This is a genomic window from Micromonospora tarapacensis, assembly GCF_019697375.1.
GTDB lineage: Bacteria > Actinomycetota > Actinomycetes > Mycobacteriales > Micromonosporaceae > Micromonospora > Micromonospora tarapacensis.
The window spans coordinates 4,607,337-4,620,332 of record NZ_JAHCDI010000004.1 but is presented as its reverse complement, the minus strand read 5'-3'; the positions used below and the strand labels follow the sequence as shown (position 1 = coordinate 4,620,332).

Genomic DNA, 12,996 nt, shown 5'->3' with positions numbered 1-12,996 from the left:
GTGGGCAGGTCCGGCTCAGCGTCACGACCGAGAGTCGCTGACCGCGGCTTCGATGCGCAGCCCGATTCCGATGGCGACGAGAAGGCCGGCCAGGACGTGCGGCTCGGTCGCCCCGGTGTCGCTCCCCAGCGTGATAGCCGAGACCAGGAGGCCGGCTGTCAGGGCGAGGTTACCGAGGATGCGGATCGTGGACGCACGTCTCGAAGCAGTGTTCACCTGGCGGACCATACCCAAGGGCCGGGAGTCGGCGAGCGCTTCACGGCCGGGTGCGGGATGAACCGGACCAGCGGTGCGGTCGGTGTCGGTGGGCGCTGGGGTTGGACCGTCTCTGCCTACGGTGCAGGTTCCAGTACGACGACTGGGATCTGGCGGCTGGTCTTCCGCTCGTAGTCGGCGAAGCCGGGATACGCTGCCTTCTGGGCGCTCCAGATCCGTTCCCGCTCGTCGCCGGTGGTAACTCTGGCGACCAATTCGACCGTGTTCGTGCCGATCTCGGCTTGGACCTGTGGATGAGTGAGCAGGTTGTGGTACCAGTCGGGATTGGTGGGCGCGCCGGCCTTGGACGCGAACACGGCGTAGCCGTCGTCCACCTTCTGGTACATCATCGGGTTCACGCGGGGCTGGCCGCTCTTGGCACCGACCGTGTGCAACAGCAGCAGCGGAGCGTCAGCGAACTGACCGCCCACCTGCCCACCGTTGGCACGAAACTCGGCGATGATCGTGTCGTTCCAGTCGCTCATGCCTTCTCCTCGCCCGGCGCGTACCAGCTCCTTGGACACGATTCTGACAGCTCCGGCCGGGCGGGTGGAACTGCGACGCGACCACGCACCGGCGGACCCGGCGGCAAGTCCGCGTACCTGGAATGGGTGCCAGTCGCGGGCCGTGGCGTGACCGAGGACCACGGCGGTGGGAGGGAAGATGTGGCCCCGGGGCCACACCGACGCCAGCAGCCTCGGCGTGCAGGCTGAGCTGCACTTTCAACTTATCGGTTGACACTGTCAGCCATCAGGGATAGCTTGTCTTTCAACCAAGGGGTTGAAAGCTGCAAGGAGGTGCCGATGGCGACGGACGTACTGTCTCGGGTCTTCGCGGCACTCGCGGATCCGACCAGGCGTGACATCGTGACCCGGCTCGCGGCGGGTGACGCGACCGTGAACCAGCTCGCCGAGCCTTACCGGATGACGCTCCAGGCGGTCTACAAGCACCTCACGGTGCTCGAGCAGGCCGGGGTGGTGAGCCGGCCGACGGGGCCGCAGCCCCGGCCGGTGCGGCTGGAATTGGAGGTCTTCGACCTGATGGACACGTGGATCGAGCGGTACCGGCGCCAGGCCGAGGAGCGGTACCGCCGTCTCGACGCCGTGCTGGCGCAGATGAACGAGCATGCGACGACCAGCGAGACCGAGAAGGGCAGGGCGGTATGAGCACCATCGCCGAGACCAGGATCGAGGCCGACCCGACGGTGCCGGTCATCCGCATGCGCCGGGAGTTCAACGCCACGCCCGAGCAACTGTTCCGGGCGCACACCGATCCGAATCTGTTCGCGCTGTGGGTCGGCCCCAACGGGATGCAGACCCGCATTGAGCAGTGGGACGCGCGCTCCGGCGGCAGCTGGCGCTACGTGTCCACCCGCGACGGGCAGCGGTACGCGTTCCATGGCTGCTTCCATGACGTGCGGCCGGACCGGATCGTCCAGACGTTCACCTTCGAGGGGCAGCCCGACGGCGTGGCGCTGGAGACGCTGTGGTTCGAGGACCTCGGCAACGGGCGGGCACTGCTGCGCAGCCAGTCCCTTGTAGACAGCTTTGAGGACCGGGACGCGTGGCTCGCCAGCGGCATGGAGGTGGGGGTCAACGAGGGCTACGCCAAGCTGGAGGAGATGGTTGTCGATGGGACTGTCTAGCCGGCCCGCCGAGCGGCACCGGGAGGTCGCCCGCGGGTTCACCGACCGGGTCCGGGGCGCCCGGTCGTGGGACGTGCCCACCCCGGTCGCCGCGTGGACCGCCCGCGACGTGGTACGCCACCTCGTCGAATGGCTCCCGCCGTTCCTGGCCGCCGGCTCCGGCATCCAACTGCCGGCCGGGCCGTCGGTCGACGACGACCCGGCTGCCGCGTGGCAAGCCCACTGCGACGCGGTGCAGACCCTGCTCGACGACCCGGCAACGACCGGCCGCGTCCTGTCCGACCCGCACATCGGCCGGCTGCCGCTGGACTGCGCGATCGACCAGTTCTACACGGCCGACGTGTTCATGCACACCTGGGACCTCGCCCGGGCCACCGGCCAGGACGACCGCCTCGACCAGGACTTCTGCGCGCAGATGCTGGCCCGGATGCAGCCGATGGAGGGGGCCATCCGCTCGTCCGGGCAATTCGGCCCCCGGGTGCGGGTGAACGACGACGCCGACCCGCAAGCCAGACTGCTGGGCTTCATCGGCCGCGATCCGGACTGGACGGCCACCTGACATCATCAGGAACCCGGTGAACGCTCAGGTGCCGGTGCGCCACAGCCAGCGCAGTGCGTCAGGCAGAAGGACGCCGCCGTGGTTGGGGCTGTGGCCGCCATCGCCGAGTACGAGCCGGAAGTCATAGCCGGCCTCGGCCAAGGCGGCCGCGACACGCAGGTTGTTGGCGAGCCAGTTCGACCCGGGCTCGTTCCAGTGCAGGTCTCGGTGGCCTGCCTGCATGAAGATGCGCAGCGGTTTGCGGGGAACACGAGGGATGATCTCGGGGTACGGGTTCCCGCCCGGCATCTGCGCGAAGCTGGAGAGGCAGCACATGACGCGACGGAACGTGTCCGGGCGCAGCCACGCGGCCGTGAACGCGCAGTTGCCGCCACTGCTGCCCCCACAGATGCCCCACCCGTCTGGATCCTCGGTGATCGAGTAGCGGCCGGTGACTTGCGGAATGATCTCGGTCAGCAGAAAGGTGACGTAGCGGTCGTCGAAGGCGTCGTACTCGATGTTGCGGTTCTTCGGATCCTCGGCGCCCACGAGGACACCGGGATCGACGAACACGCCGACGGTGACCGGGATGTCACCGCGGTGAATGAGATTGTCCAGGACTATCGCGCCGCGGACCTCCCCCTCCGGGTCCAGGTACCACTGCCCATCCTGGAATACCATCAGCGACGCGGGCAACGACGGGTCGTACTGGGCCGGCAGGTGGATCCAGAACTTCCGCCGCGTACCCGGATAGGCGGCGCTGTCGTTCCAGTCGAACTCGATGGTGTGGCCGACGGGCACGCCTGGCTGCCGGCACGAATCGGGACCGTGGGCGTAGCGGACGTCCGACCCGGCGACGGGAAGAGGACGGTAGGGCACCTCGACGCTCACCCCGGCACGGCGGCCGTCAGACGCCGGACGAGACGAGCTCGTCAACGATCTGGTCGATGTCGTCGACGTACCACGTGGCCAAGGTCGCCGGGCTCTTCCCGGCAGTAACCGACTGGTACACATTCAGTGCCGGCACGCCACCAGCACCATAGACGCGGCCGCCGTCGGCGATGTTGGCGCTGGGGCCGGACTGCAGCGCCCGTAGGCCCAGCTTGCCTTCGTAGAAGGCGACCGCCCGCCCGATGTCGGACACGGCGAGCGAGGCTCTGGTGATACCCGCGCAACGGCATGAGCCACTGTCGCACACGCGACCACGCCGAGGACATCGTCATGTACGACGTCCCGCCGCCCTACCAGGGGGTCAAAGGAATCGATGCCTATGGGCAGGCATGGCCCGAGTTCCTCCGGTGGCAGGCGATGGGTGCCACATTCGAGCTCGTCAGCCTGCATATCACGGCGGGCGATACCGTCGCCCACGCGCACGCCCTGCTGCGCTGCGGCACCCCCGAGGACCTGGCGAGGAAGCCGGACTTCCTGCTGCGGCTGACCCTCGGCCTGCGCAAGGAGCAGGGCCGGTGGGTCGTCACGCACGAGCACCATTCGTTCCCCGACGACAACGGCACCGACGACCGCGAGGCCTCCGAACGTGAGGTGCGGGCACTGCATCAGCTGGAGTATGTCCGGCCGAGACCGGGTCCGTGAGGTCTGCGCCAGCGGCCTCCACGCCAGCGACGGGACCGTCACCTGGACCGTTCCGGATTTGAAGGTCGTCGTGCGCGATGACCTGGCGGTGGCATGGGGCCTGAACCGGATGACCGCACAACACGACAACGGCGGCCTGGTCGAAAGCTGGTCCCGTGGCACCCGGATCTTCCAGAAGACCGACCGAGGCTGGGAGATGATCCACCAGCACGTGTCATTCCCAACCGACCCGGACACCGGGCAGGCAAGGAGGGATTTGGCGCCCATCGCAACGAACTAGACGACCCGCGGTGCCGAGCGAGGCGGTGGTCACCCCACACCGGTCGCAGACGCGACCGGTGGGGGTGAGGCCTCGGTGCCGCGATGGGTGCAGTGGTGGTCGCGACGAATGCCGGCGCAGTCTCGGCGAAACGGTGGGCAGGCCGTGTGTCAGAGGGCGGTGCGGATCGCCTCGGCCAGGGTGACCGGTGCGTGGCCGATCAGCTTGGTCAGGTCGTCGCTCGCCACGTGCAGCTCGCCTTCGGCGGCGCCCCGGTCGCAGTCGGCCAGCACCTCGGCATGCCCCTCGGGCAGGCCGGCGCCGATCAGCACCTCGGCGTACTCCGCCACCGACAGGTCGGTGTAGCCGACTTTGCGGCCGCTCTGCCGGGACACCTCGGCGGCCAGTTCGGCCAGGGTGAAGGATTCGCCGCCCAGCTCGTACACCTGGTTGGTGTGACCGTCGCCGGTCAGCACCTCGGCGGCGGCCTGCGCGAGATCCGCGCGGGCGGCGGCGCTGATCCGGCCGTCACCCGCCGCGCCGGTTACCCCGTGCTGGAGGTACGTGGGCAACTGCGGGAGGTAGTTTTCCAGGTACCAGCTGTTGCGCAGGAAGACGTACGGCAGCCCGGCGGCGACGATCTCCTGCTCGGTGGCCCGGTGCTCGGTGGCGAGGATGAGGCTGGAGGCGTCGGCCTTCGCGATGCTGGTGTAGACGACCAGCCCGACGCTGGCCTCCTTGGCGGCGGCGATCACGTTGTGATGCTGGGCCACCCGCCGGCCCACCTGGCTGCCGGAGACGAACATCAGCTTCTCGGCGCCGACGAGGGCGGCCCGCAGCGAGTCGGGGTCGTCGTAGTCGGCCTGCCGGACGGTGACGCCGCGCCCGGCCAGGTCGGCCAGCCGGGCGGTGTCACGGCCCAGCGCCAGGAGTTGTCCGGCCGGTACGCCCCGGTCCAGTAGCGAGGTGACGATGAGGCGGCCGAGGTGGCCGGTGGCGCCGGTGACGACGATGGACATGGGTGGTGCTCCCTCCAGGGAAGAACTGCCTGACACCCGCGTCAACCTGGAACAACCTGCTGGTGCTTCCCGTTGGAGAGTAGGCACCTTGAGGTGCGCCACCTTCTGATGGAGAGTAAAGACGTGGAACCGGATCTGTACGACCGCAGGTGCGGCAGCCGGCAGGTGCTCGACCGGATCGGCGACCGGTGGAGCGTGCTGGTCGTGCTGGCCCTCGCCGCCGGTCCGAAGCGTTACGGCGAGTTGGCCGGGCGGATCGACGGGATAAGCCAGAAGATGCTCACCCAGACCCTGCGGGGCCTGGAGCGAGACGGCCTGGCCACCCGGATGGTCCACGCGACCGTGCCACCCCGGGTCGACTACGAGCTGACCGAGCTCGGCCGCAGCCTGCTGACGCTGCTCGCCGGCCTGCGAGCCTGGGCCACCGGCCACCTCCCCGAGGTGGAGGCCGCCCGAGCCCGCTACGACGCCCGCACCTGACCGCCTCGCCGATCGTGCTCTCGCGTGGCATCGACAGGAGGTGCGGGGCGGACCAGACCCGAACCGCAGGATCGGCAGGGTGGATGGCGGTCAGGGGAGTTGGGTGGCGGTGGTGACGACCTGGTCGATGAGGCCGTAGTCGCAGGCCTCGTCGGCGGTGAACCAGCGGTCGCGGTCCCAGTCCCGCTGGATCTCGGCCAGGGTGCGGCCACTGTGCTGGGCAATCAGTTCCTGCATCGTCCGCTTCACGTGCAGCATGTTCTCCGCCTGGATGGTTATGTCGGCAGCGGTGCCGCCCATCCCGCCGGAGGGCTGGTGCATCAGGATCCGGGTGTGCGGCAGCGTGTACCGCTTGCCGGCCGCGCCCGCGCAGAGCAGGAACTGCCCCATCGATCCGGCCAGTCCCAGGGCCAGCGTCGCCACGTCGTTGCGGACGAAGCGCATCGTGTCGTAGACCGCCATGCCCGCGCTCACCGAGCCGCCGGGTGAGTTGATGTAGAGGTGGATGTCCCGTTCCGAATCCTCGGCGGCGAGCAGCAGGATCTGGGCGCAGATCCGGTTGGCAATCTCGTCGGTCACCTCGCTGCCGAGGAAGACGATCCGCTCCCGCAGGAGCCGCTCGAAGACCTGGTCACCGAAGCTCCGCTGGCCGTCGTCCAACATCGTGATCATGGCGTCACCCTCCACCCGCCGGGGGCGACGTCGAGCGCCCGGGGACCGGCTCCTCCCAGCCTGCGCCGGGCGGGCGGCCCAGCCCGAGCGGTTCTGCCCCGGGCAGATCCGCCCACGGCAGAACGTGGCGGCTGGTCGCCGGAGCGTCCACCGCCTGCTTCGACGTGCGGCTCAGCGACCGGCGACGGCGTGGGGCGAGCGGCGGGTGACGATGCGGACGTGGGCGCCGGCGACGGTGCGAGCGGCCGGGCGTTGCCCGCCGTGCGGGTGCTGCCCGGACGGGCCGTGGTGGTGCCGCCGGGCCAGTGCGCGGACCCGTCGGGTGGCCGCCGGGGCGGAGCGGGGCCGGGACACGCCGCCCGCGAAACGGTCGGGTGACGTGTGGCGGAGTGCCGAGCCGCGGACGATCGCGTCGATGTCGGCGGCCGGGTCGGCGAACACGACGGACCTGATGCCGCCGTTCGGATCATCGCCGAACCCGCCGCCGAGCCTGCTGGCGGTTCCGCCGTGGCGAAGCCGGCCATGGCTGAGCCCGGGCGCGGCGAGCCCCGGCCAGAGCTGGCCGCCGCCGGGCCCGCCGCTGACGAGCCGGCTGGCCGGAAGCCCGGTCTCCCCGGGCACGATCAACTCGGTGCCGAAGCCGAAACCGCTGAGACGGGCGACGGGATGGGCGGAGCCGTCCGTACCGCGTCCGGTCGCCGCGACCACCGGATCACCGGGCCGGGCGGTCGGCACGCGGTTGCCCGGCGGAGCGGCCGGCACCCGGCGTTCGACCTGGCGCAGCTCGTCGCGGACCGCCTCCAGCAGGTCGGAGAGGTAGAGGCCGAGCGCCCGGCAGATCGCGGCGAGCACCTCGGAGGACGCCTCCTTGCGGCCGCGTTCGACCTCGGAGAGGTACGGCACGGAGACCCCGGCGGCGCGGGCGACCTCCCGCAGCGTGCGGCCCTGGCGTTGGCGTTCCCGCCGCAGCACCGCGCCGATCACCCGTCGCAGCAACGACATGCGGACCTTCCTCTCGCCGGTCCTGCGCTGACCTTCCCATCATGCCCGCCCGCCGCCCCGCTCGCCGTCCCTGTCCCGCTCGCCGCCACCCCGACATACGGCCCCGCAAGCACGGGCTATGTTGTGGGCGTGCAGGCGACCGAGGCGGGGCGGGACCCGCGGTGATCCACTTTCCCGCGCAGCGGCGAGGCCCGCTCAGCGCGCTGAGCCTGCGGTTGGCCGCCGCCCTCGGGCTGGTGCTCGCCGTGGTCGCGATCGTCTATCTCGAACGGGAGCAGTACCGCGACGCCAACGGCGACGGACTGACCCTGCTGGACTGCTTCTACTATGCGGTGGTCTCGCTGTCCACCACCGGGTACGGCGACATCGTGCCGGCCACCCAGGAGGCCCGGCTGGTCAACGTCCTGTTCATCACCCCGGCCCGGGTGCTGTTCCTGATCATCCTGGTCGGCACCACTCTCGAGGTCCTGACCGAGCAGTACCGGACCGGCCGTCGCCTGCACCGGTGGGAGAGAAAAGTGAAGGACCACGTCATCATCTGTGGCTACGGCACCAAGGGCCGCAGCGCGATCTCGGCCCTGATGGAGAACGGGCTCGACAAGTCCCAGATCGTGGTGGTGGAGCGGCACGGCCCGGCGCTGCGCCAGGCCACCTCCAACGGGCTGGTCGCGATCGAGGGTTCGGCGACCCGTTCCTCCGTGCTCAACCAGGCGCACGTGCGTACCGCCAAGGCGGTGATCATCGCGACCGACAGTGACGACGCGTCGGTGCTGGTGGCACTGACCGTACGCCAGCTCACCGCCGGTCAGGTCCGGATCATCGCCGCCGCCCGGGAGGCGGAGAACGCCCCGTTGCTCAAGCAGAGCGGTGCTCACCACGTGATCGTCTCCTCGGCGACCGCCGGCCGGTTGCTGGGCCTGTCCACCTCTGCGCCGCCGCTGATCGACGTGGTGGAGGATCTGCTCACCCCCGGTCAGGGCATGGCGCTGGCCATGCGGTCGGCCGAACGCCACGAGGTCGGCAAGTCCCCCCGCGAGCTGGAAACGCTGGTCATCGCACTGGTGCGGCGGGGCAAGGTGGTCACGTTGGCCGACCGGGCCGGCGCGGTCGTCGAGACCGGCGACATGCTGGTGCACGTCCGCGACGATCGCCCCACCGCGAACAACCTGCCCTGACCGCGCGGCGGCGGAGGTCAGCAGAGGGCGTCCGGGTTGTTGCCGGCGGCCTCGGCGCAGTTGATCGGCGTGCCGCTGGTCGCCCGCCGCAGCAGCTCGTAGAGCGTTTCGCGCTCGGTGGGGTCGAGTGCGCCGAGAACGTCGTCCTCGGCGCTGACCAGGGCGCACTCGGCCTGTTTGAGGCGTTGCTCGCCGGTCTCGGTGAGGCTCACCACGTGTCGCCGGCGGTCCTCGGGTGAGCGTCGCCGCTCGACCAGGCCCGCTGTCTCCAGGTCGTTGAGCAGCCCCACGACGTTGGTGCCGTCGATCTGCAGGGTGCCGGCGAGCCCCTGTTGGCTCATGCCGCCCGCGTCGCGCAGCACGGTGAGCGCGACCAGGTGCCGGGGGCGCAGGCCGAGCGGGGCCAGCACCGACTCGGACCGGAGTCGCATCCGGCGGGCCAGGTAGTCGAGCAGCGCGCCGGAGCGGCGCTCTGTCTGTTCGGCCGGCCCGGAGGACATGTGACCCAGTTTACCCAGTGCCATGAAACATGAGTCTGCTATAAATGGTTGGTGCTACGCAAACGATCTGTGGAGGATTAACCAATGCCGCACCTGTTGCACATCGACTCGAGCATCCGTGGGGAGCTCTCGGTCAGCCGGCGGCTCACCGCCCGTGCCGCCGCCGCCTGGCAGAACGCTCACCCGGGCGGCACGGTCACCTACCGCAATCTGGGTCGGGAGCCGCTGCCGCACCTCGACGAGGCGGGCGGCCTGGCGCGGATGACGCCGGCCGACCAGCACACCCCGGAGCAGCGCCACTCCTGGGAGCTGAGCGAGAAGCTGGTCGCGGAGGTGAAGCAGGCGGACACCGTCCTGCTCGGCCTGCCGCTCTACAACTACGCCGCGCCGAGCAGCGTGAAGACCTGGGTCGACCTGCTCATCGCGCCCGGCCTCGCGTACGACCCGGCGACCGGTGCCGGGCTGCTCGGCGATCGCGAGTTCGTCGTGGTCACCTCCCGGGGCGGCGGCTACGGCGCGGGTACCCCGCGTGCCGGCTGGGACCACGCCGAGCCGTGGCTGCCGCACGGCCTCTCGATGACCGGCCTTCAGCCGCGCTTCATCGCCGCCGAGCTCACCCTCGCCCCGGTCATGCCGGCCATGGCAGAGCTGATTCCGCTGCACGAGGAGAGCCTCGCCGCGGCCGAGCGGGCCATCGACGAGCTGTGGGTGCCGGCCGCTGCCGGAGTCTGACCGTCACCCGACACGACGAGGGCGGGCCGTCCGTTGGACGGCCCGCCCTCTCGTCGGCGCGGACGGAACTGCCGGTCAGCCGACGATGGTCCAGGTGTCGCCGCTGCCCAGCAGGCCGGCGAGCTGCTGCTCCGGTGTCTCGGTGACGCTGGCCCTGGCCTCGCTCAACTGCCCCTGCACCACGCTGTCGTAGGAGGGGCGACGCACCGAGCGGAAGACGCCGATCGGTGTGTTGCGCAGGTCGAACCCGGGCAGCCGGGACAGCGCGAACGCGTACGCCGGATCGGCGACCGTGGCGTCGTGCACGACGATCTCCGCGGCCGGCGTGGACGCGGTTTCGCGTACCTCCAGGCCGAAGCCGCCCGGCGGGTGTACGACGCAGAACTGGCCGTCGGAGCCGAAGGTGATCGGCTGGCCGTGCTCCAGCCGGATCAGGTGGTCGTCCCGGGTGCCTGGATCCTTGAGCTGCTCGAACGCCCCGTCGTTGAAGATGTTGCAGTTCTGGTAGATCTCCACGAAGGCCGAACCCTCGTGCTCCGCCGCGGCGCGCAGCACCGACTGGAGGTGCTTGCGGTCGGAGTCGATGGTCCGGCCGACGAAGGTGGCCTCCGCGCCGAGCGCCAGGGACAGCGGGTTGAACGGCGCGTCGGCCGAACCGAGCGGCGTCGACTTCGTGATCTTTCCGACCTCGGAGGTCGGGCTGTACTGGCCCTTGGTCAGGCCGTAGATCCGGTTGTTGAACAGCAGGATCTTGAGGTTGACGTTGCGGCGCAGCGCGTGGATCAGGTGGTTGCCGCCGATGGAGAGCGCGTCGCCGTCGCCGGTCACCACCCAGACCGACAGGTCCGGGCGGGAGACCGACAGGCCGGTGGCGATCGCCGGGGCCCGCCCGTGGATGGAGTGCATCCCGTAGGTGTTCATGTAGTACGGGAAGCGCGACGAGCAGCCGATGCCCGAGATGAAGACGGTGTTCTCCCGGGGGATGTTCAACTCCGGCATGAACTGCTGGACGGCGGCGAGGATCGCGTAGTCACCGCAGCCGGGGCACCAGCGCACCTCCTGGTCGGACTTGAAGTCCTTCATGGTGAGCTTGAGGGCGACGGGCTCAGACATTCTTCAGCACCTCTTCCAGCGTCGTCTCCAGCTCGGCGGCCGTGAACGGCAGGCCACGGACCTGGTTGTAGCCGATCGCGTCGACCAGGTAGCGGGCCCGGATCACGTGGGCGAGCTGGCCGAGGTTCATCTCGGGAATGACCACCCGGTCGTAGGAGCGCAGCACCGCACCCAGGTTGGCCGGCAGCGGCGAGAGATGCCGCAGGTGCGCCTGTGCGATCGACAGCCCGCGCTGGCGCAGGGCGCGGCAGGCGGCACCGATCGGGCCGTACGTCGAGCCCCAGCCGAGCACCAGCACCCGGGCGTCGCCGTCCGGGTCCTCCACCTCGATGTCCGGCACCGGAATCGTCTCGATCCGGGCGGCCCGGGTACGCACCATGTAGTCGTGGTTCGCCGGCTCGTACGAGATGTCACCGGTCTTGTCGGCCTTCTCCAGCCCACCGATGCGGTGTTCCAGACCGGCGGTGCCCGGGACGGCCCACGGCCGCGCCAGGGTCTTCGGGTCGCGCAGATACGGCAGGAAGGTGGTGCCGTCGTCGCCGTTGGGCCGGGTGGCGAACTCGACCCGCAGGTCCGGCAGGGAGTCCACCTCGGGCAGCAGCCACGGCTCGGAACCGTTGGCGACGTAGTTGTCCGACAGCAGGATCACCGGCGTGCGGTAGGTCAGCGCGATCCGTGCCGCCTCCAGTGCGGCGTGGAAGCAGTCCGACGGCGACTTCGGCGCGATCACCGCCACCGGCGCCTCGCCGTGCCGGCCGAACAGCGCCATGTTCAGGTCGGCCTGCTCGGTCTTGGTCGGCATGCCGGTGGACGGCCCGGCCCGCTGCACGTCGACGATCAGCAGCGGCAGTTCCAGCGCCACCGCGAGGGAGATGGTCTCGCCCTTGAGTGCCACGCCCGGGCCGCTGGTGGTGGTGACGCCCAGCGCCCCGCCGTACGAGGCGCCCAGGGCCGCGCCGATCGCGGCGATCTCGTCCTCGGCCTGCATGGTGGTGACACCGAAGCGCTTGTGCTTGCTCAACTCGTGCAGGATGTCCGAGGCCGGGGTGATCGGGTACGCGCCGAGAAAGACCGGCAGACCGGAACGGACACCCGCGGCGACGATGCCGAGTGACAGCGCGGCGTTGCCGGTGATGTTGCGATAGGTGCCCGGCGGCATCTTGGCCGGCTTCACCTCGTAGCGGACGGCGAAGTCCTCGGTGGTCTCGCCGAAGTTCCAGCCGGCCTTGAACGCGGCGACGTTCGCCGCGACCAGTTCGGGCCGCTTGGCGAACTTGCGCTCCAGGAACCGCAGGGTCGACTCGTACGGCCGGGAGTACATCCAGCTGAGCAGGCCGAGGGCGAACATGTTCTTGGCCCGTTCGGCGTCCTTCTTGGAGACGTCGAGCTCGGCCAGCGCGCCGATCGTCATCGAGGTCAGCGCGACCGGGTGCACCGCGTACCCGGCGAGCGTGTCGTCGTCGAGCGGGCTGCTCGCGTAGCCGACCTTGGCCAGGTTGCGCCGGGTGAACTCGTCGGTGTTGACGATGATGTCGGCGCCGCGGGGCAGGTCGGCGAGGTTGGCCTTGAGCGCCGCCGGGTTCATCGCGACCAGCACGTTCGGCGCGTCGCCGGGGGTGAGGATGTCGTAGTCGGCGAAGTGCACCTGGAAACTCGACACGCCCGGCAGGGTGCCGGCGGGGGCCCGGATCTCGGCCGGGAAGTTGGGCAACGTGGAGATGTCGTTGCCCAGCTGCGCGGTCTCGGAGGTGAACCGGTCACCGGTGAGCTGCATGCCGTCGCCGGAGTCGCCGGCGAAGCGGATGACCACCCGTTCCAGTTGGCGGATCTGCTTCGTCACGGCCGTACCCCGTTTCGCTGCGCGCCGTGGCGCGGCCGGCTGAACTGGATGGTGACCTCGCCTTGCCCGGCCACGAGACCTCCTTGACGTGCCGCTGCACCGGCCGTCCGTGAGCGTCCGGCCCGCCTGTCCTTTCCCAACCGAGAGCCTACGTCGGATCGGGGGCACATCCG

17 protein-coding genes and 1 pseudogene are annotated in these 12,996 nt (G+C 70.2%); 8 read left to right on the top strand and 10 right to left on the bottom strand.

Going from position 1 to position 12,996, the window contains the following annotated elements:
* Positions 1-21 precede the first annotated feature (21 nt).
* Positions 22-216 (bottom strand): hypothetical protein, encoded by a 195-nt coding sequence (locus KIF24_RS27075; RefSeq protein ID WP_221086438.1) that lies wholly within the window; start codon positions 214-216, stop codon positions 22-24.
* Between the two features lie 116 nt (positions 217-332).
* Positions 333-740 carry a nitroreductase family deazaflavin-dependent oxidoreductase gene (locus KIF24_RS27070; RefSeq protein ID WP_221087568.1) on the bottom strand — a complete coding sequence of 136 codons (408 nt, stop codon included), beginning with the start codon at positions 738-740 and terminating at the stop codon, positions 333-335.
* 318 nt (positions 741-1,058) lie between these two features.
* Here KIF24_RS27070 and KIF24_RS27065 point away from each other — a divergent pair, with 318 nt between their 5' ends.
* Genes KIF24_RS27065 through KIF24_RS27055 form a run of 3 tightly spaced genes read left to right on the top strand, consistent with a single transcriptional unit; the run spans position 1,059 to position 2,459 of the window.
* A complete protein-coding gene (locus KIF24_RS27065) occupies positions 1,059-1,421 on the top strand; it encodes an ArsR/SmtB family transcription factor (protein WP_221086437.1) in 363 nt (120 codons plus the stop codon).
* Entirely contained in the window at positions 1,418-1,900 is a 483-nt protein-coding gene (locus KIF24_RS27060; protein WP_230415921.1) for an SRPBCC family protein, read from the top strand. The genes KIF24_RS27065 and KIF24_RS27060 overlap by 4 nt, the downstream gene beginning before the upstream one ends.
* Positions 1,887-2,459: a TIGR03086 family metal-binding protein gene (locus KIF24_RS27055; RefSeq protein WP_221086436.1), complete on the top strand. Its 573-nt coding sequence runs from the start codon at positions 1,887-1,889 to the stop codon at positions 2,457-2,459. The genes KIF24_RS27060 and KIF24_RS27055 overlap by 14 nt, the downstream gene beginning before the upstream one ends.
* A 24-nt stretch (positions 2,460-2,483) precedes the next feature.
* On the opposite strand, the gene KIF24_RS27050 is transcribed toward KIF24_RS27055, so the two are convergent.
* Both KIF24_RS27050 and KIF24_RS27045 read right to left on the bottom strand, forming a co-directional pair.
* On the bottom strand, positions 2,484-3,329 hold the full coding sequence (locus tag KIF24_RS27050) for an alpha/beta hydrolase (protein WP_221086435.1): 846 nt from the start codon (positions 3,327-3,329) through the stop codon (positions 2,484-2,486).
* 16 nt (positions 3,330-3,345) lie between these two features.
* Entirely contained in the window at positions 3,346-3,582 is a 237-nt protein-coding gene (locus tag KIF24_RS27045; protein ID WP_221086434.1) for a VOC family protein, read from the bottom strand.
* A 77-nt stretch (positions 3,583-3,659) separates the two neighbouring features.
* Here KIF24_RS27045 and KIF24_RS33500 point away from each other — a divergent pair, with 77 nt between their 5' ends.
* Together KIF24_RS33500 and KIF24_RS33495 are read left to right on the top strand one after the other, a co-directional pair.
* Positions 3,660-4,031, top strand: coding sequence for a nuclear transport factor 2 family protein (locus KIF24_RS33500; protein WP_230415920.1), 372 nt, complete (start codon positions 3,660-3,662; stop codon positions 4,029-4,031).
* On the top strand, positions 4,006-4,311 hold the full coding sequence (locus tag KIF24_RS33495; RefSeq protein WP_230415919.1) for a YybH family protein: 306 nt from the start codon (positions 4,006-4,008) through the stop codon (positions 4,309-4,311). Before KIF24_RS33500 ends, KIF24_RS33495 begins: the two co-directional genes overlap by 26 nt.
* 149 nt (positions 4,312-4,460) lie before the next feature.
* Here the strand turns inward: KIF24_RS33495 and KIF24_RS27035 are convergent, their stop codons facing one another.
* Positions 4,461-5,309: an SDR family oxidoreductase gene (locus KIF24_RS27035; RefSeq protein WP_221086433.1), complete on the bottom strand. Its 849-nt coding sequence runs from the start codon at positions 5,307-5,309 to the stop codon at positions 4,461-4,463.
* A gap of 108 nt (positions 5,310-5,417) precedes the next feature.
* Between KIF24_RS27035 and KIF24_RS27030 the strand changes: the two genes are divergently transcribed.
* Entirely contained in the window at positions 5,418-5,789 is a 372-nt protein-coding gene (locus tag KIF24_RS27030) for a winged helix-turn-helix transcriptional regulator (protein WP_221086432.1), read from the top strand.
* 90 nt (positions 5,790-5,879) lie between these two features.
* On the opposite strand, the gene KIF24_RS27025 is transcribed toward KIF24_RS27030, so the two are convergent.
* Complete coding sequence (locus KIF24_RS27025) at positions 5,880-6,461, bottom strand: ATP-dependent Clp protease proteolytic subunit (RefSeq protein WP_221086431.1); 582 nt, start codon at positions 6,459-6,461, stop codon at positions 5,880-5,882.
* Between the two features lie 564 nt (positions 6,462-7,025).
* Positions 7,026-7,463 (bottom strand): annotated as a pseudogene (locus KIF24_RS34780) (helix-turn-helix domain-containing protein); the annotation flags it as partial.
* A gap of 161 nt (positions 7,464-7,624) precedes the next feature.
* On the opposite strand from KIF24_RS34780, the gene KIF24_RS27010 reads away from it, so the two are divergent.
* The gene (locus tag KIF24_RS27010) at positions 7,625-8,638 is read left to right on the top strand and encodes a potassium channel family protein (protein ID WP_221086429.1); all 1,014 of its coding nucleotides are present in this window, start codon (positions 7,625-7,627) and stop codon (positions 8,636-8,638) included.
* Between the two features lie 17 nt (positions 8,639-8,655).
* Here the strand turns inward: KIF24_RS27010 and KIF24_RS27005 are convergent, their stop codons facing one another.
* Positions 8,656-9,162 carry a MarR family winged helix-turn-helix transcriptional regulator gene (locus KIF24_RS27005; RefSeq protein ID WP_230415918.1) on the bottom strand — a complete coding sequence of 169 codons (507 nt, stop codon included), beginning with the start codon at positions 9,160-9,162 and terminating at the stop codon, positions 8,656-8,658.
* Between the two features lie 60 nt (positions 9,163-9,222).
* Between KIF24_RS27005 and KIF24_RS27000 the strand changes: the two genes are divergently transcribed.
* Positions 9,223-9,870, top strand: coding sequence for an FMN-dependent NADH-azoreductase (locus KIF24_RS27000; RefSeq protein ID WP_221086428.1), 648 nt, complete (start codon positions 9,223-9,225; stop codon positions 9,868-9,870).
* 75 nt (positions 9,871-9,945) lie between these two features.
* On the opposite strand, the gene KIF24_RS26995 is transcribed toward KIF24_RS27000, so the two are convergent.
* Positions 9,946-10,983 (bottom strand): 2-oxoacid:ferredoxin oxidoreductase subunit beta, encoded by a 1,038-nt coding sequence (locus tag KIF24_RS26995; RefSeq protein WP_221086427.1) that lies wholly within the window; start codon positions 10,981-10,983, stop codon positions 9,946-9,948.
* Positions 10,976-12,823: a 2-oxoacid:acceptor oxidoreductase subunit alpha gene (locus KIF24_RS26990; protein ID WP_221086426.1), complete on the bottom strand. Its 1,848-nt coding sequence runs from the start codon at positions 12,821-12,823 to the stop codon at positions 10,976-10,978. The genes KIF24_RS26995 and KIF24_RS26990 overlap by 8 nt, the downstream gene beginning before the upstream one ends.
* Positions 12,824-12,996 lie beyond the last annotated feature (173 nt).